This is a genomic window from Sulfurospirillum deleyianum DSM 6946, assembly GCF_000024885.1.
Classification (GTDB): domain Bacteria; phylum Campylobacterota; class Campylobacteria; order Campylobacterales; family Sulfurospirillaceae; genus Sulfurospirillum; species Sulfurospirillum deleyianum.
In genome coordinates this window covers 2,256,777-2,272,790 of sequence record NC_013512.1, presented here as the reverse complement: position 1 = coordinate 2,272,790, position 16,014 = coordinate 2,256,777, and the positions used below count along the sequence as shown (strand labels likewise).

19 protein-coding genes are annotated in these 16,014 nt (G+C 41.3%); 10 read left to right on the top strand and 9 right to left on the bottom strand.

The window, feature by feature from the left end:
* Nucleotides 1–8: 8 nt before the first annotated feature.
* Nucleotides 9–266, bottom strand: a complete 258-nt coding sequence (locus tag SDEL_RS11435) for an HP0495 family protein (RefSeq protein ID WP_012858023.1) — start codon at nucleotides 264–266, stop codon at nucleotides 9–11.
* On the bottom strand, nucleotides 238–717 hold the full coding sequence (gene moaC / locus SDEL_RS11430; RefSeq protein ID WP_012858022.1) for a cyclic pyranopterin monophosphate synthase MoaC: 480 nt from the start codon (nucleotides 715–717) through the stop codon (nucleotides 238–240). Before moaC ends, SDEL_RS11435 begins: the two co-directional genes overlap by 29 nt.
* A 238-nt stretch (nucleotides 718–955) precedes the next feature.
* On the opposite strand from moaC, the gene SDEL_RS11425 reads away from it, so the two are divergent.
* On the top strand, nucleotides 956–1,261 hold the full coding sequence (locus SDEL_RS11425) for an RNA recognition motif domain-containing protein (protein WP_012858021.1): 306 nt from the start codon (nucleotides 956–958) through the stop codon (nucleotides 1,259–1,261).
* A 31-nt stretch (nucleotides 1,262–1,292) separates the two neighbouring features.
* Here the strand turns inward: SDEL_RS11425 and SDEL_RS11420 are convergent, their stop codons facing one another.
* The 6 genes from SDEL_RS11420 to SDEL_RS11395 form a co-directional block, all read right to left on the bottom strand.
* Nucleotides 1,293–2,354 carry a phospholipase A gene (locus tag SDEL_RS11420; protein ID WP_041666378.1) on the bottom strand — a complete coding sequence of 354 codons (1,062 nt, stop codon included), beginning with the start codon at nucleotides 2,352–2,354 and terminating at the stop codon, nucleotides 1,293–1,295.
* Nucleotides 2,344–2,631, bottom strand: coding sequence for a Dabb family protein (locus SDEL_RS11415; protein ID WP_012858019.1), 288 nt, complete (start codon nucleotides 2,629–2,631; stop codon nucleotides 2,344–2,346). The genes SDEL_RS11420 and SDEL_RS11415 overlap by 11 nt, the downstream gene beginning before the upstream one ends.
* Before the next feature lie 14 nt (nucleotides 2,632–2,645).
* Nucleotides 2,646–3,815 carry an EAL domain-containing protein gene (locus SDEL_RS11410; RefSeq protein ID WP_012858018.1) on the bottom strand — a complete coding sequence of 390 codons (1,170 nt, stop codon included), beginning with the start codon at nucleotides 3,813–3,815 and terminating at the stop codon, nucleotides 2,646–2,648.
* Entirely contained in the window at nucleotides 3,812–4,387 is a 576-nt protein-coding gene (gene mobA / locus SDEL_RS11405) for a molybdenum cofactor guanylyltransferase MobA (protein ID WP_012858017.1), read from the bottom strand. The genes SDEL_RS11410 and mobA overlap by 4 nt, the downstream gene beginning before the upstream one ends.
* Entirely contained in the window at nucleotides 4,387–5,652 is a 1,266-nt protein-coding gene (gene leuC, locus SDEL_RS11400; protein ID WP_012858016.1) for a 3-isopropylmalate dehydratase large subunit, read from the bottom strand. The genes mobA and leuC overlap by 1 nt, the downstream gene beginning before the upstream one ends.
* Before the next feature lie 105 nt (nucleotides 5,653–5,757).
* On the bottom strand, nucleotides 5,758–5,988 hold the full coding sequence (locus SDEL_RS11395; RefSeq protein ID WP_012858015.1) for a YgaP family membrane protein: 231 nt from the start codon (nucleotides 5,986–5,988) through the stop codon (nucleotides 5,758–5,760).
* Between the two features lie 151 nt (nucleotides 5,989–6,139).
* Between SDEL_RS11395 and SDEL_RS11390 the strand changes: the two genes are divergently transcribed.
* Together SDEL_RS11390 and SDEL_RS11385 are read left to right on the top strand one after the other, a co-directional pair.
* Nucleotides 6,140–6,847, top strand: a complete 708-nt coding sequence (locus tag SDEL_RS11390) for a peroxiredoxin (RefSeq protein WP_012858014.1) — start codon at nucleotides 6,140–6,142, stop codon at nucleotides 6,845–6,847.
* Between the two features lie 204 nt (nucleotides 6,848–7,051).
* Nucleotides 7,052–8,698, top strand: a complete 1,647-nt coding sequence (locus SDEL_RS11385) for a methyl-accepting chemotaxis protein (protein ID WP_012858013.1) — start codon at nucleotides 7,052–7,054, stop codon at nucleotides 8,696–8,698.
* Here the strand turns inward: SDEL_RS11385 and SDEL_RS11380 are convergent.
* Entirely contained in the window at nucleotides 8,695–9,096 is a 402-nt protein-coding gene (locus tag SDEL_RS11380; RefSeq protein WP_012858012.1) for a gamma-glutamylcyclotransferase family protein, read from the bottom strand. The two genes, SDEL_RS11385 and SDEL_RS11380, sit on opposite strands and share 4 nt — an antisense overlap.
* 279 nt (nucleotides 9,097–9,375) lie before the next feature.
* Between SDEL_RS11380 and SDEL_RS11375 the strand changes: the two genes are divergently transcribed.
* The 7 genes from SDEL_RS11375 (at nucleotide 9,376) to SDEL_RS11345 (ending at nucleotide 16,014) form a co-directional block, all read left to right on the top strand.
* Nucleotides 9,376–9,831: a methylated-DNA--[protein]-cysteine S-methyltransferase gene (locus tag SDEL_RS11375; protein ID WP_012858011.1), complete on the top strand. Its 456-nt coding sequence runs from the start codon at nucleotides 9,376–9,378 to the stop codon at nucleotides 9,829–9,831.
* The gene (locus tag SDEL_RS11370; RefSeq protein ID WP_012858010.1) at nucleotides 9,828–10,970 is read left to right on the top strand and encodes a glycerate kinase; all 1,143 of its coding nucleotides are present in this window, start codon (nucleotides 9,828–9,830) and stop codon (nucleotides 10,968–10,970) included. Before SDEL_RS11375 ends, SDEL_RS11370 begins: the two co-directional genes overlap by 4 nt.
* 3 nt (nucleotides 10,971–10,973) lie before the next feature.
* Complete coding sequence (locus SDEL_RS11365; RefSeq protein ID WP_012858009.1) at nucleotides 10,974–12,299, top strand: NFACT family protein; 1,326 nt, start codon at nucleotides 10,974–10,976, stop codon at nucleotides 12,297–12,299.
* A 154-nt stretch (nucleotides 12,300–12,453) separates the two neighbouring features.
* Entirely contained in the window at nucleotides 12,454–12,783 is a 330-nt protein-coding gene (locus tag SDEL_RS11360; RefSeq protein ID WP_012858008.1) for a hypothetical protein, read from the top strand.
* A 60-nt stretch (nucleotides 12,784–12,843) separates the two neighbouring features.
* Complete coding sequence (locus SDEL_RS11355) at nucleotides 12,844–13,608, top strand: phosphatidate cytidylyltransferase (RefSeq protein ID WP_012858007.1); 765 nt, start codon at nucleotides 12,844–12,846, stop codon at nucleotides 13,606–13,608.
* The gene (gene dxr, locus SDEL_RS11350; protein WP_012858006.1) at nucleotides 13,609–14,676 is read left to right on the top strand and encodes a 1-deoxy-D-xylulose-5-phosphate reductoisomerase; all 1,068 of its coding nucleotides are present in this window, start codon (nucleotides 13,609–13,611) and stop codon (nucleotides 14,674–14,676) included.
* 72 nt (nucleotides 14,677–14,748) lie between these two features.
* Complete coding sequence (locus tag SDEL_RS11345; protein ID WP_012858005.1) at nucleotides 14,749–16,014, top strand: uracil-xanthine permease family protein; 1,266 nt, start codon at nucleotides 14,749–14,751, stop codon at nucleotides 16,012–16,014.

Genomic DNA, 16,014 nt, shown 5'->3' with positions numbered 1-16,014 from the left:
AATTCCTTTTAAAGTACAAATTTAATGTGTTGGTGTTGTTTAAGTAGATGAAACAGTGCTTTTCTATCGTCTGCATTGTGAACCAAAATGTTTAATGTATAACTTGCGTAGTTGCCTTTGGTGCTATTTTGAGATTTGCGTATGTCGTGGATACGTTCTTCTAACACTTCTTGCACAATGGTTGTCACATTGTGTTCACTGCTTAAAACGAGTTTGTATTCCCATTGGCAAGGATAATCAAGCTGAAGTTCGGGCGTAGTTTCCACTTTTACCTCCGCTTTTGGATTCGAGTTGAATAGCGTTAATTACCATTGATTTATCAATGGCTTTAGACATATCATAAATCGTTAAAAGTCCAATGCTAACACCCGTTAAAGCTTCCATTTCCACGCCAGTTTGTCCTTTAAGTTTTGCGGTTACCGTGAGTTTAAATCCTGGGAGATGGGGAAGTTCTTCCACATCACAGTTCACGGATGTTAGCATTAAAGGATGGCACATAGGGATAAGATCACTGGTTTTTTTGGTTCCCATAATCGCCCCAATTACAGCCGTTTGCAGAACAGGTCCCTTTTTAGTTTGTTGGGAGACGATTTGATCAAAAGCAGCTTGGCTCATGGTAATCGTACCACTTGCGATGGCAACACGAAACGTCTCTTCTTTATCGCTGACATCGACCATTTTTGGTCTATCTTTTTCATCTAAATGTGTTAATTGCATCTCTACCTCGTTACATGAATAATAGTTGTTTTGATTATAGCACCATTTCTCTTAAGCTGTGCGTGATAAGAATGTGTCAATTTTTCTCATTTTCATGAAAAAGGCGTTCGTGTGTGTATAGAAATGTTTATTATTATGCTACAATGATTTTATAAGGTCATCTATGTTACCGAGTAAGTAACGTATTTACGGGCAAAAGGTAACAGTGTGTGATTTAAAAAAGAGGAGTATGGTCACGATGAATATTTATGTAGGCAATGTCAAGTATGAGATGACGGGCGATCAGTTAAAAGAGATGTTTTCTGCGTACGGTGAAGTGTCAAGTGCAAGAATCATTAACGATAGAGAAACAGGACGTTCAAAAGGTTTTGGTTTTGTTGAAATGCCAAATGATTCAGAAGCAAAAGCTGCTATTGAAGCAACGAATGAAAAAGAGATTGGTGGACGAACACTTAAAGTAAATGAGGCAAGACCTAGAGAAGATCGTCCAAGAGAGATAGACCTCGAAGAACTCCTCGAGATTTTAATTAAGCGTTACATGTAAAGACTCAGTCTTGAGTCTTTACGCTCTTTTATTAGCGCGAAAGCGCAAATCCAATACCAATACGATCACTCCGCTTGTTATAGTCAATTAAACTCTCCGAGTAACCGCTGTAGAGTTGAATGTACCCAAAAAGATTATCTTCCCACAGTGGGAATGTCCAATCTGCTTGAATTGCTCCTCTGTTAGTGTCCTCTAGTTTGAGATTGTTTCGCACTAAAAATTTAAAGGTATGTTTTTTCCACGGATAGATCAATTCAATGTCACCATAGCCTAGATAATCCTCAATATCCGGGTTATCATCACTTCGTGCGTCTTCTTTAAGGCGATACCAGATGCGTGGGGCGATGATGAGATTGCCTGCTTGAAAAAATCCTTTGACATAGAGTCGATTCCATGAGCGTGATTTTTCCTCATCTTTGCCATTGGATTCGTGTAGAATACCCAACTGATATGCTTTAATAAAACTTTCACGTTCAAAATGGGGCATAATAATAAAAAGCTCTGGTTGATAGTTGGTTTCACGAAAGGGTGCTGAATCTTCTCTGGTTTGCCACCATGCCGTATAGGTGTAAGCAAGAACGATACTTTCATGAAGTCCTAGTAGGTTATCGACAAGGTCTTTTTGAAAACTGAGTTGAAATTTGGTCTCTTGGTGGTTTCGTCCTTCATGGGAGACTCCATCATACGTCATCGGCAATAAATAGTTCATTTTATAGGGTGCGATATCAAACGTTTGGGTAATCATCTGTTTCATAGATTGGTACGTGTCATCATCTTCATAGCCTTCTAAAAAAGAGCTATAAACCGCTTCGGTACGTTCGATTTTGTGTAAGCGCTCTGCAATGCTACTCTCAAGCGCTTTGGTTTGGGTGGTTTTTTCTTCTAAGCTTAAAATAGCCGCTTGTTTGTACCATAACAAAGCTCGTTCTTGATCTTGCTGTGTTTCATAATATTTTGCGAGGGTATAAGCAGCAGAGGCATCACCATAGGATGCTTTTGCCTCTAAAGCTTCCGTGTCGATGGCACGGAGCATCATCGGTAAAGAGAAAAATGCACCAAAAAGAGATCTTTTTGCGAAGCGTTTAATACTCATAATCAACGACTTTACTTACCGCATTTAAGGATTTGATGAAGGCAACAACTTCAAGGTGCAAAGGGTGAATGGCGTAGGTGTACAAATCTTCTTTACTCTTAAAATCACTCACTAGAGCGAGATCAAAGGCACGCTCTTCGGGTGAAAAATTAATGCCTACTTCTATATGCACCAAAACATCAATTTTCCCTTTTAGGCTCATAATACGCTCTTTTAACGCCTCTTTTTGTGCGTCTGAAGCATTGGGTAGTTGGAAAAAAACAATGTGTTTCACCATAAAGGACTCCTTTGTTATTCGAATGCGTGCGGTTGGTCGATGATGTAGCCTTGAAAAAGATCAAAGCCCAAAGTGCGCACGGTTTCGAGAGTAGTTTGTGAATTGAGATGGGTCGCAACGGTTTGGATATTTTTAGCTTTGCAAAGTTCTAAAATGGTGTTACATGTAAAACGTGCGTGTTCATCAGTGCAAAGGTTTCGGATGAGGCTTCCATGCACTTTTACGATATCAATTAACCCTCCATCGCAGAATTCTAGTAAAGAACTATCACAGACATTATCCAATGAGAGTGTGATGTTTGCGTGTTTGAGTTGTTGGAGAGCTTCTTTAAAGGGCTCAAAAGGTATCTCTTTTTTGTATTCAATTTCTAAAATAATCGGTTGATTCGAAAAGGTTGTCTCTATAAAAGCAAGACGTTCTTGATCTTGCAAATCTTCCCATGAGAGATTGAGTGCTATCTTAATCCCTTTTTGTTTAGCCAGTGTGAGCGCCTTTTGTGCAATACTCTCTAGTAAGCGATCATAAAAATGGCGTTTTTTAGCAATTTTTAAAAAGAGTTTAGGGGATTGAAGGGTGTTATGATAAGCAAGACGTAGCAAGGCCTCGTAGCACAAAACGGTGCTATTTTTATCGATGATGGATTGAAAATGGAGGACAATTTGTCCCTCTTCAATCGCTGTTTTTATCATTGCTTCAATCGCTTCTTCATTTTCGTTCATCAAGATATTGGCAAATTCAGAGTAGGTGACGAAAAGTTGGTTTTCTGCTTTGGCAACGAGCAGTGCTTTTTGTGCCTTTTGTAACCCTTCAAAGTGGTCAAAACTAATGCCAATGTGTACATTGAGTGTGAGTATTTTACCCTCATAAGGAATGAGAATATGCTCCATTTCACGGCTTAAAGCGCTGATGAGATGTTCCATTTTTGAGAGCTCAAAGGGGGTATCAATAAGTAGGGCAAATGTGTCATCAAACAGTGCAAAGAGTTCCATTTCATGTTCGGTCGCAAAGGTGAGAAGTAGGTCATGAAAAGCGGAAAGAACACGGCTTCCTCCCTCATCGCCATAGGTTAAGATAATATTTTTAAATTGTTTAATATCAATTAAAAAGAGTTTAGGACTTTTACATGTAAGCATTTTTTCTTCAAAGAGACAGAACGAGGGAAGGGGCGTGTGGTTTTCAATCATAAGCGTTCCTTTGCATATGCGTAATCTTCAGGATGGTTGAGGTTTAAAAAGGGTGCATCCTCTTTAAAATGAACATAGTGTGTCTTGCTTTGTTCAAGGAGATGGTGCATTTTATGGTTATGGTGTTGGAGTGCATGTTTTATCTTTGCAATCATCGAGGGTGCATAAATCGCACATAAAGGATGCGATGATGAAGGAGAAACCGCAATCACCGCATCGGTGGTTTCTTTTAAATTATTCGCTAGGGCGTGAAAAATCTCAGGGGTCACAAAAGGTGTATCGACACTTAAAATGCAGACAGGTTTGTTCACATACTCCAAAATGGAGAGCAATGCTACTAACGGGGAGTGTTCTGTATAGGTAGTATTATCTTCAATAAAGGAGGCGTCAAAATCAAATTTATCACGTGTTTTGGTGCTGACATGTAAACGCTCAAAAAAGGGTTGAAGCCTTGCTAATTGGTATTCTGTAAGGGTTTTAAAATCGCCAAAGGGAAGCAAGGCTTTATCGCTTCCCATGCGTGAACTTTTCCCACCGGCAACAATCACTAAAGGGAGTGGGATAAAAGGCATTAGAGTGTTCTTGGATCGGTGATTTTGCCCATGACGGCGCTGGCGGCTGCGACGGCTGAGTTGGCAAGATAGATTTCGCTGGTGCGATCTCCCATGCGACCTACAAAGTTACGGTTGGTGGTTGCCACACAACGTTCATTTTTACCTAAAATACCCATATAACCTCCTAAACACGCTCCGCAGGTTGGGTTACTAAAGACCGCTCCTGCTTCAATAAAAATTTCAACCAAGCCCTCTTTTTGTGCTTGTAGAGAGATTTTTTGTGTTGCAGGGGTGATAATTAAGCGTGTTTTACGTGCCACTTTGCGACCTTTAAGAATGCTTGCGGCAATACGCAAATCTTCCAAGCGACCGTTGGTGCAACTGCCAATAAAGACTTGATCGATAGCTAAATCATCTTTAACCGCCTCATTAATGGATTTGCCATTGGAAGGTAAGAAAGGATAGGCAATGACAGGGTCAAGATTGGCGACGTCAATGTGAAGCACTTGCACATACGTAGCATCATCATCAGAGTAGAAAAATTTAGGTTCTCGTGCAAGATTTTTGTCACTTAAAAAGGCTTTAGTAATCTCATCAACAGCGACAATACCGCTTTTAGCACCCGCTTCAATCGCCATGTTGCAGAGTGAAAAACGATCATCCATGCTTAAGTGTCCAATCGTATCGCCTGTGAATTCTAACGTGCGGTACAATGCACCATCCACGCCTAAAAGACGAATGACCTCAAGAATCAAATCTTTACCGTAAACGTGTTGTTTGGGTTTTCCGCTAAAAACCACTTTGATGGACTCAGGGACTTTAAACCAGTTCTCCCCCGTAATCATCGCAAACGCTAAATCGGTGGAGCCCATACCCGTTGCAAATGCCCCAAGTGCACCGTGTGTACAGGTGTGAGAATCCGCACCAATAATCACATCGCCTGGAACAACAAGCCCTTTTTCAGGCAACAAAGCGTGTTCAATACCCATATCTTTTTCATCAAAATAGTGTTTGAGATCATGTTTGTAGGCAAATTCACGACTGATTTTAGCTTGATTCGCACTGGCAATATCTTTGGCTGGAATGTAGTGATCCATGACGATACTAAAGCCATCAGGATTGGCAAGTTTGGTAGCACCACTCTGCTCAAATGCTTTGATTGAAATCGGTGTGGTAATATCGTTACCAATAACCATATCAATTTTGCTTTTGATAATTTCGCCTGCAAAGACAGGATGACCGACATGGTCGCTAAAAATTTTTTCTGTGATTGTTTGACCCATAATTGTACACCTTATGTAGTAAATTGGGATATTTTAGCAAAAAAAGGTTTAAGAAAACGTGTAGAAAAAGGACTGGGATTCTGTGAAAACAGAACCCTTAAAGGCTTAACGGCTACAACCGCAACCGCCTGAACCACATCCTTTGGTGTTGTCATCGTTCTTAGAGGTGTCGATATTAAAAGGTAAGTATGCAGGGCAAAAACGAATCAATGCCGTGATAAAAACCACCACCCCAATCAATCCAAACCAACTGTTGTAGATAACGCCTAAAATCGCAATGAAAATACCAATAATCATGCGAAGCATTCTATCTGCTCTTCCTATATTGCATTTCATGGTAAACTCCTTTGTTTAAATTGGAGTTATTATATCTTATTTAGAGTCAATAACCATCATATTCCTAAATGATAAAAATTACTATTGACAAATATTTATTCTTTTGCTAGAATTCTATCACCGAAACAAATTAGAACGGTAAGGAGTCATTATGGCATGTGATAGTAATACTGTTGAAGCAAAAGCTTCTCAACCTAATACAGAAAATCAAAATTCAGAAATGAAAGTACAGGAGAAAAAATCAATGAGTTCATCTTTAGTTTTACAAAAAGCCCCAGAATTTAAAATGGATGCGTACGACGCAAAAACAGGTCACTATACAAGTGTAAGCAGTGAAGATTATAAAGGTAAATGGCATGTTGTTTGTTTTTACCCAGCGGATTTTACATTTGTATGCCCAACTGAAATTGCGGCAATGAATGCTAAATACGATGAGTTCCAAGAACTCGGCGTTGAAATCTTAGCGGTTTCTACGGATACTAAGTTTTCACACAAACGTTTTGTTGAGACAGAGCCTATTTTAGCAGGTCTAAAATTGACCATTGGCGCAGATCCAACAGGTACAGTAAGCCGTGCGTTTGGCGTGATGATTGAAGATGAGGGTATTGCGCTTCGTGGACGTTTCCTTATCAATCCAGAAGGTGTATGTGTCGCACAAGAAGTTCAAGCACCAATGGTTGGAAGAAACGTAAATGAATTTTTACGCCAAGTTCGAGCATGGCAACATGCGAGTAAAACAGGTGAGGTATGTCCAGCAGGTTGGAGACCAGGTAAAAAAACATTGCCAGTAGCGACAGATGTTGAAAAAATGACAGGTCGTGTAGGTGATTATATTACCATCGAAGAGATTCTCTCTTAATTTTTACCTGCTTTATACAAGACCCCTTTTAAAAGGGGTCTTTCTTCTCTTTTCCTTCTTAGCTTCTGTTTATATACTGATACCAAAAAATATTTTACGATGATACGTAATAGTGAACCATCTATTGATAAGATGATTGCGACGCATCGTAAGTTATTTTAAATGAGAACAAACACGTGAGTGTTGTTGTAAAGGAGCATGAAGATGCAATTTTTTAACCAATGGAGCATACGCCAAAAACTCATCGGTGGGTTTGGTTTGGTTGTAGGGCTTATGTTTTTTGTTACGGCTATTGGGATTCAAAAAGTGAATTATATTGATGAGACGTTATATGAAATTACAGATGTGAATTCTCTAAAACAGAGGTATGCGATTAATTTTAGAGGCAGTGTTCACGATAGAGCGATTGCCCTTAGAGATGGTGTGCTTTTCAATGATGCAACGGCGTTGGCGATGGTTTTAGAGGAGATAAAACGGTTAGAAACCTTTTATGCAACCTCTGCCAAGGAATTAGATGCTATTTTTGCCAAAGGTGAAGGGATTGAAGAGCAAGAGAGGGTCATTTTAGAAAAGATTAAAAGAATTGAGTATCAAACAATGCCATTGATTGCTGAGGTGATTGTGCGTAAGCAAAGCGGTCAGTTTGAAGCAGCTCGTGAACTTCTTTTAGAGCATACAGCACCTGCGTTTAAAGCGTGGCTTGCGGCGATTAATGAATTTATTGATTATGAAGAGGCTAAAAATCAGCTCGCAACTCCAAAAGCCAGAGAGGTTGCGGGGAGTTTTGCTTCGTTTATGATTGTTTTATTGTTGATGGCTTTTGTGTTTGCAAGCAGTGTGGCATGGGGAATATCGAAAAATTTAACCAAGGCGTTGGGTGCTGAACCCAAAGAGGTTTCTCGTATCGCTAATGCTATTGCCAATGGTGATTTAACTTTGAATGCAAAGAGTGAGAATGAGGCTAGTATTTTAGGCTCTGTTCTTAAAATGCAAGCGAATTTAAAAACCATCGTTTTATATATTATGGAGGCGTCTAATGTGTTAGCTAAAAAAGCAGAAGATGTACACGAAGCGTCCGCACACTCTAAAAAACTTGCCGCTACGCAAGAGGAGACTTCGTTTGCTTTGGTTAAAGAGATTGGGCAGATTAGTGCCAATATTGATGCCATAGCACTGATGTCGCAACACGCAAAAGAGAATTCCCGTCAAAGCTCTATGCTGTCACAGCAGGGGCGAGAAATTGTGACACAAACGGCATTACAGATGAAAGAGGTGACGCAAAATGTACAGCTTTCAGCGCAGCATATTCAAACACTCAACCAACATTCACACGCTATTGGCGGGAGTGCTGATTTGATTCAGGAGATTACAGACCAGACCAATCTTTTGGCACTCAATGCTGCGATTGAAGCTGCTCGTGCGGGGGAAGCGGGGCGTGGTTTTGCGGTGGTAGCCGATGAAATTCGAAAGCTTGCGGATCGTACTGATGTGGCAACCAAAGAGATTGCACAGATGATTGGCTTGATTCAAAGTGAAACAAAAAATGCTGTCTCCACGATGGAAAGTGTGGTAAAGCAAGTCGAAAAAAGTTATGAGATGAGTCATGAAGCAACACGTTTATTAGAGCATATTGATGCGCAAGCGGGCGATTCACTCTCAAAAACAGATCATATGAGTCTTTCATTGGAAGAACAAGCGCACAAAGTATCGGGTTTATCAACCAATGTACGCTCCATTTCCACAATGTCACAAAGTACCAATCGTGCGATGCAGGAGAATGTGGATGTGGTGAAAGAGTTGATGGATATTTCACGTGATTTGCAAAAACGTATGGAACATTTTAGCGTTTAGTGAAACCCCTTATACCCTTCTAAAAAAGATTGGATGCCCTCTTGTGCAAAGAGGGCGTCATTCCATACTTTGCTATCAATTAAGTCATAATAGGCTTCTTTTAGCACATACGCATAGGCGTTAATTTTTCTATTTTCCACCAGAAGCTCCACCTCTTTACGCTCATAATACTCGCCTTCAAACGTATCAAGGATGACCAAATCTTCGTCTGAGATTTCATAATAGACACGACCTTCAACCCACTCATTGGCTTCAAAAATGACAGGATAGACATCATTTTTAATCGCACGCCGTGCGTAGCCTTGCAAGGTGGCTTTTTGCGAAAGGTAATGCCCTCTCACCAGTCTGTGCCAGACATCTTCAAACATCAATGATCCATACGTAAAGAGGTGTTTCATGCGTGCTCCTTGAAAAAAATCATATCACAGTATGATACACCATGGTTGCTCAAAAAATGTGCAAATAAAGATATAATAGACTTCTTTCATAACCCATTGAAAAAAGAGTATCGCTGATAGCACATCACTTTTTAAAACTAAAAACATCGCCATAGCTTTGGCTATGACTCAATTTTGAGTTTTAAAAATTAACGCACTCTTAGCAAACTCTTTATCTTTTCAAGGGGCATGAAAGAAGTCTAATAAGAACCAAATCCTCTTTACATGTAAAGGTTAAATATGGTGAAGTGCACGTTTGAATCTCCTTTGGGGTTATTACTAGCACAGGCAAATGCGCAGGGAATTTATGCGTTAGACTTTACATGTAACACTGAATTATATACTCAAGAGAATGGACATATCATTCAGCTTAGAAGAGAGTTGGATGCCTATTTTGAAGGGAAATTAAAGCGTTTTTTGGTGCCATTAGTCCCTATGGGAACGCCGTTTCAAAGAGCTGTTTGGGAAGTTTTAAGAACGATTCCTTACGGGGAGACGATTTCGTATAGCCGTGAAGCGGAGCTTTTAAAACACTCAAAAGCCGTGCGTGCGGTGGCGAATGCCAATGGCAAAAATCCCATTGCAATTCTTATCCCGTGCCATCGGGTGATTGCCAAAGATGGAAGCATGGGTGGGTATAGCAGTGGGGTATGGCGTAAAGAGTATCTTTTAAATTTGGAGCAACAGTATCGATGAAAGTCGTCATAGCAATTGATTCGTATAAAGGGTGTGCAAGTTCGCAAGAGCTTTCAGGATGGATAGAAGAGGGTATTAAAAACGTCTATACAGAAGCAGAGGTCAAAGCCTGTTCTATTGCCGATGGTGGCGAGGGAATGCTTCATGCCTTAATGCACAATAGCGATGGAAAAATTGTTACATGTAACGTGCATGACCCGTTGATGCAACCCATTGAAGCGCAGTATGGCATCTTACGTGATGGCATCACCGCAGTGATTGAGATGGCGCAAGCCTCAGGGCTTCCTTTGGTACCCAAAGAGAAACGCAACCCATTAAAAACCACCACGTATGGCGTGGGAGAGTTGATAAAAGACGCACTTGAGAGGGGGTGTCGCACGTTTATTGTTGGCATTGGTGGCAGTGCAACCAATGATGCGGGACTTGGGATGCTTCAAGCATTGGGATACCGTTTTTTAGATAAAAATGGTGATGTTTTGGGGTACGGTGGTGAGATTTTAGAGAGTATTGCGAGTGTGGATGTCTCAGATGTTGAGCCTTTGCTAGAGCAGTGTGAATTTAGCGTGGCGTGTGATGTGGACAATGTGATGTATGGCACAAAAGGGTGTGCGCAGGTCTATGCGCCACAAAAGGGTGCTGATGCGTTGATGGTGGAGCGTTTGGATGCGGGCATGGTGCATTTTTGCGAGGTGCTTGAAAAAGCGTATGGCAAAACCATCGCCCATGTAGCAGGTTCAGGTGCCGCTGGAGGTATGGGCGGAGGAATGCTGGCATTTTTAAAAAATACCTCACTTCGTTCAGGCATTGAGATTATCTTAGATGCCATGCATTTTGATGAAACGCTAAAGGACGCTCATCTTGTTATCACAGGTGAGGGGCGCATTGATACGCAATCACTCATGGGAAAAGTCTTAAGTGGTGTTTCCAAACGTGCGCATAAAGCGGGTGTGCCTTTGATCGCCTTAGGGGGTGGCATTGCCGATGATTTAGAGGTGCATGAGGGGATTGACGCACTGTTTTCCATTATGCGCTACCCCATTTGTTTGGAAGAGGCGATGGAGAAAGAGCGCACCAAAATGCTGGTGATTAAAAGTACGACAGAGATTTTTAGATTGATGCGTGCTATTTTACGAAAGTGATAAATGAAACATAAAGAACTGATTTTAATTAACGATTTTTTACAGCAATACCACAAGATTTCCTCGATTTACCGTGTGGACGATAATGTCCTACGCATCGTGTTTGAAGCGGGTGAAGCGCTTTTTATTGACCTTTCACGCAATGATTCGTATATGTTTTATAAGAGCGATTTTAAACAATCCAAACGCTATAACGCTCCTTTTGACGTGATCTTAAACAAACGCTTTGCCAATGCGAAAATACTCTCCATGAAGGTGGAAGAAAATAACCGTATTTGGCGCATTTGCGTGCTTTCAAGCTCAAGTTACAAATCCTTTGAAACCACCTTACAACTTGAATTTACAGGGCGCAATACCAATGCGATTATCTTAGATGAAGATGAGGTGGTGTTGGAAGCTTTGCGTCATATTGATGCGAGTGTTTCTTTTCGCAGTGTCAAAGTGGGAGAGGTGTTGGAGCCTTTGCCACCTAAAGAGCTCAAAGAGAAGCCTTTTGAGATGGACGGAAGCGTTGAAGCGTATTTGCATGCCAGCTATGAAAAACGTTTACATGTAAAGCTTTGTGAACTCAAAAATCAAAAAAAAGCGGGGCTGGAGCGAAAGAGTGAAAAGCTCACAGAGGCGATGAATGCCTTAGAAAATGAGGAAGAACTTTTAGCCAAAAGCGAGCAAGCGCACAAAGAGGCAACATTGGTGTTAGCGCATTTGTACAGCATTAAAAATTATCAAGAGCGTGTGGAGCTTTATGATTTTGATGGAGAGCTTGTGAGCATTGCGTTACCTCTGGCGCATTCGCCTCAACACGCCGCCAATATGCTCTATAAGAAGTCCAAAAAATTGCGTCAAAAAGCTTTTTCGATTCATCGCCAAAGAGAAAATTTGGAAGAGAAACGCCTCTTTTTGGAGCGGATGATGGGGGTGATTGAAGGGGCAAGGGATTTGGAAGAGATACACATCTTAACGCCTAAAGTCACCAAACAAAAGCAAAAGGGCGAAGACAATAATTATGAAACCTTTTGGCTGGAGGGGTACCGCATTTTACTGGGTAAAAACGAGAAGGGAAATATCGCACTTTTGCAAGAGGCAAAAAAGAGCGATATCTGGTTACATGTAAAAGATATGCCCTCAGCGCACGTGATTATTTGCACCGAAAAACAGAGTGTGCCTGAGCCTATTTTGATTTTTGCGGCGAAGTTGTGTGTGGACTTTAGCCTCTCTCAAAAAGGTGGCTATTTGGTCGATTATACCCAACGTAAAAACGTGAAGCCCTTTGATGGAGCGAATGTTGCTTATGAGACGTATCAAACGCTTAAAATTTACAAGGAATGAGCTTTATCTCTAGCTTTAGTGCATAGCGCAGCGTAGCTTTTTAGGCTTTGCCTAGAAAGCGTGTAAAAATGTGTGGGAGCGAATGTTGCTTATGAAACGTATCAGACGCTCAAAATTTACAAAGAATAAGTCTTACATGTAAAAGGAGGAGAGTATGGCAGTAGGTCCTCTTGGTAGTGTGGTGTATGCAAACCAAATGATGCCAGCACAAGCAGCGAAGCAGATGGATTACCAAAACAGTGTTCAGATGCAAAATGCGCTAGCCGCTGCCATGCAAGCTGAAAAAGAAGATACCGTACAAGAAGTTCGTCCTACGGAGGAGAGTTATAAAATAGACCCTGAAAATGAGCATGAACGTCATAAGCATGAGGAAGAAGAGCGTGAAAGAGCGCAGGAAGAGGTCTCTTTAGCTGAAAAAAAAGAAGAGGATGTTGAAGAGGAAACATCGTTCGTACATCAAGGGCATCTGGATATTAAAGCGTAACCTCACCTTTGGTTTGCTATGATTGCTCCTTATATCAAATACCACCATCAAAGAGTTCTTATGAATTTTAAAACACTCTACGAATCTAATAAACAGCGTGTTCTCACAGGTTTTGTGATGTTAGGCGTTGCGTCACTGCTTGCCTTTTTGGATAATCTAATTGTAACATGGCTGGTTCTTGGCATTGTCTATCTTTTTGCGTTTCATGAAGCGATGAATCTTTTTGGCGTCAAAGAGGTTAAGCTTTATGTTTATGCGGTTCTTTTGTGGTTGGTTGCCTATGTTTATCCCAATCCTGATGATTTGATTTATCTGGTTTTGATTCTTTCTCTTTCTATTATGGCGTATACCAAAACTGTGGATTATAAACTTTTAGCGCCTTTTTTCTACCCTTCTATCTCCATGCTCTTTTTATATGCGCTCTACCATGATTTTGGTATGTCCGTGTTGGTATGGTTGGTGTTTATTGTGGCATTGACCGATACGGGAGCTTACTTTGTGGGTAAAAGTGTGGGTAAAACCCCTTTTTCTCCCTCTTCTCCCAATAAAACGCTTGAGGGCGTTGCTGGAGGTGTGATGATTGGAAGCATTGTGGGGGCGATTTATGGTACGTTTTTTATCCCTTTATGGCTGTCTGTGTTGATTGCGTTTTTGACCTCTATCTCTTCCGTGTTTGGGGATTTGTTTGAGAGTTATTTGAAGCGTGAAGCAGGAGTGAAGGACAGCGGTGCACTCTTCCCAGGGCACGGCGGTATGCTTGATAGGCTCGATGGTTATTTGTTCGGGGGTGTCGTGATGGTGATTTTGCTTCGAGGGTTGGCATAAGTGGTACTTTTAGGCTCCACAGGCTCCATTGGGGTTAATGCACTGATAATCGCCAAACGCTTTGGCATTGAAGTAGAAGCGCTAGTTGCGGGTAAAAATATAGCCCTTTTAAATGAGCAGATTGAAGAGCACCATCCTAAATATGTTGCCATTTCAGATGAAAAAGACCGTCCTTTAGTCAAACACCATGAAGTCTTTGTGGGTAAAGAGGGCATGATAGCGCTATTACAGAAAACACAAAGTTTTTTAGTGGTCAATGCGCTTGTGGGTTTTGTGGGACTTGCTCCTAGCATTGAGGCATTGCGTTTGGGTAAACGACTCGCCCTTGCCAATAAAGAATCCCTCGTGGTAGCGGGGCATTTACTGGATACCAAAAAAATTACGCCTATTGATAGTGAACATTTTGGTTTATGGTATTTGCTTGGCAATCGTCCTGTCTCAAAAATGACGATTACGGCAAGTGGGGGTGCGTTTCGGGATTCGCCTTTGGAAGTCTTACCGCATATGAGTTTTCACGATGCGCTTAAGCATCCTAATTGGAGCATGGGTGCGAAGATTACGATTGATAGTGCAACCATGACCAATAAACTCTTTGAACTTTTAGAAGCCAAATGGCTCTTTGGGTGTGATGTCTTGGATGCGGTGATTGAGCCAAAGTCGATTATTCATGCGTTTGTGGATTTTAAAGATGGAAGCACGACTGCCCATTTAGCAAGGGCTGATATGAAACTTCCCATTGCCTTTGCTTTGCGAGGAGAGATAGAAGAGGCGATTTTACCACCGATTGATTTGGTGGAAATTGGTTCTTTTTCGTTTCGCCCCATTGAGGTTGCTCGTTATCCGATTTGGGAGATTAAAGAGGATGTCTTAGCCCATCCAACCCGTGGCGTGGTGATTAATGCTGCGAATGAAGTGGGTATTGCACGTTTTTACAATCATGAGATTTCTATTTTAGAGTTAGCTAAGCGTACGATTGATGCGTATCGCTTTTTTCATGATGTGCATCCACAAAGTTTGGATGAGGTGTTTGAGATTGATAGGGAAGTTAGAAAATACTGCTTAAAATAGCACCATACTCTTTCACACAGTCACGATAGCATTTCGATAGAATAATTCAAAATTTACCATAAAGAGGTGTAAATGATACAAAGCACGAACTACAACTTTAGGCTAAGAGATAGCATTATTGGGTTGCAGTTTTTATTTGTCGCCTTCGGAGCATTGGTTTTAGTACCAATTCTTACAGGCTTAGATCCTAACGTTGCCCTATTTACCGCAGGGCTTGGAACCTTACTGTTTCAGTTAACCACACGTGAGCAGATTCCTCCTATTTTTTTAGCGTCGTCATTTTCGTTTATTGCTCCGATTATCTATGGGCTTAAAACATGGGGACTTGCAGGGACGATGTGTGGACTTGCCGCAGCAGGAGTGTTCTATCTCTTTTTGAGTATGGTGGTGCGTTTAAAAGGAACCGCCTTTTTGCATAAAATCTTTCCTGCGGTGGTGGTTGGACCTGTGATTATGACCATTGGTCTTATTTTATCGCCGGTGGCGGTCAATATGGCAATGGGAAAAACAGGCGATGGTGCGATGGTTTTAGTGCCCCTCTCTCAAGCGATGATGGTCTCTATGTCTGCACTTTTAGTCACACTTTTGGTTGCGCTTTTGGGTAAAGGGGTTTTTCGTTTACTTCCCATTTTATGTGGAATTATTGCGGGATATAGTGTTGCATTGATTTTGGGCATTGTTCATTTTGATGCGGTCGCAAAAGCGGCATGGTTTGCGGTTCCGAACTTTGTTTTTCCTGAGTGGAATGTGGAAGCGATTATTTATATCTTACCCATAGCCATTGCTCCAGCGGTAGAACATGTGGGGGGTATTTTAACCATTAGTAATGTCACCAAAACGGATTATTTGAAAAAGCCTGGTCTTAAAACGACCCTTCTAGGTGATGCGATTGCAACCAGTGCCGCTTCTATGTTAGGTGGCCCTCCTAATACTACCTATTCTGAGGTTACAGGAGCTGTTACCATTACTAAAGCGTATAATCCTGCGATTATGACATGGGCGGCACTTTGTGCGATTGTGTTAGCGTTTGTGGGAAAACTAGGAGGGCTTTTAGCAACGATTCCTGTTCCTGTTATGGGTGGCATTTTATTGCTTTTATTTGGAATTATCGCTTCGATTGGGATTGGAACGATGGTGCGTGAAAAAGTCGATATGAACGACCCTCGCAATATGATTATTGTCTCTATGGTTTTAGTGTTAGCCATTGGTGGAATGGTAGTGGATATGGGTGGCGTTGCTTTTAGTGGAATTGGTTTGGGTGCGATTGTTGGAATTGTACTGAACTTGATATTGCCTAAGGGGCATTACATCAATGAAACAACAGAAGGGGAGGCATAA

Excerpts from the sequence above, each read along its gene's own strand:
- moaC (WP_012858022.1), bottom strand. The coding sequence starts at position 717 with ATGCAATTAACACATTTAGATGAAAAAGATAGACCAAAAATGGTCGAT.
- SDEL_RS11425 (WP_012858021.1), top strand. The coding sequence starts at position 956 with ATGAATATTTATGTAGGCAATGTCAAGTATGAGATGACGGGCGATCAG.
- SDEL_RS11420 (WP_041666378.1), bottom strand. The coding sequence starts at position 2,354 with ATGAGTATTAAACGCTTCGCAAAAAGATCTCTTTTTGGTGCATTTTTC.
- SDEL_RS11415 (WP_012858019.1), bottom strand. The coding sequence starts at position 2,631 with ATGGTGAAACACATTGTTTTTTTCCAACTACCCAATGCTTCAGACGCA.
- SDEL_RS11410 (WP_012858018.1), bottom strand. The coding sequence starts at position 3,815 with ATGATTGAAAACCACACGCCCCTTCCCTCGTTCTGTCTCTTTGAAGAA.
- mobA (WP_012858017.1), bottom strand. The coding sequence starts at position 4,387 with ATGCCTTTTATCCCACTCCCTTTAGTGATTGTTGCCGGTGGGAAAAGT.
- leuC (WP_012858016.1), bottom strand. The coding sequence starts at position 5,652 with ATGGGTCAAACAATCACAGAAAAAATTTTTAGCGACCATGTCGGTCAT.
- SDEL_RS11395 (WP_012858015.1), bottom strand. The coding sequence starts at position 5,988 with ATGAAATGCAATATAGGAAGAGCAGATAGAATGCTTCGCATGATTATT.
- SDEL_RS11390 (WP_012858014.1), top strand. The coding sequence starts at position 6,140 with ATGGCATGTGATAGTAATACTGTTGAAGCAAAAGCTTCTCAACCTAAT.
- SDEL_RS11385 (WP_012858013.1), top strand. The coding sequence starts at position 7,052 with ATGCAATTTTTTAACCAATGGAGCATACGCCAAAAACTCATCGGTGGG.
- SDEL_RS11380 (WP_012858012.1), bottom strand. The coding sequence starts at position 9,096 with ATGAAACACCTCTTTACGTATGGATCATTGATGTTTGAAGATGTCTGG.
- SDEL_RS11375 (WP_012858011.1), top strand. The coding sequence starts at position 9,376 with ATGGTGAAGTGCACGTTTGAATCTCCTTTGGGGTTATTACTAGCACAG.
- SDEL_RS11370 (WP_012858010.1), top strand. The coding sequence starts at position 9,828 with ATGAAAGTCGTCATAGCAATTGATTCGTATAAAGGGTGTGCAAGTTCG.
- SDEL_RS11365 (WP_012858009.1), top strand. The coding sequence starts at position 10,974 with ATGAAACATAAAGAACTGATTTTAATTAACGATTTTTTACAGCAATAC.
- SDEL_RS11360 (WP_012858008.1), top strand. The coding sequence starts at position 12,454 with ATGGCAGTAGGTCCTCTTGGTAGTGTGGTGTATGCAAACCAAATGATG.
- SDEL_RS11355 (WP_012858007.1), top strand. The coding sequence starts at position 12,844 with ATGAATTTTAAAACACTCTACGAATCTAATAAACAGCGTGTTCTCACA.
- SDEL_RS11345 (WP_012858005.1), top strand. The coding sequence starts at position 14,749 with ATGATACAAAGCACGAACTACAACTTTAGGCTAAGAGATAGCATTATT.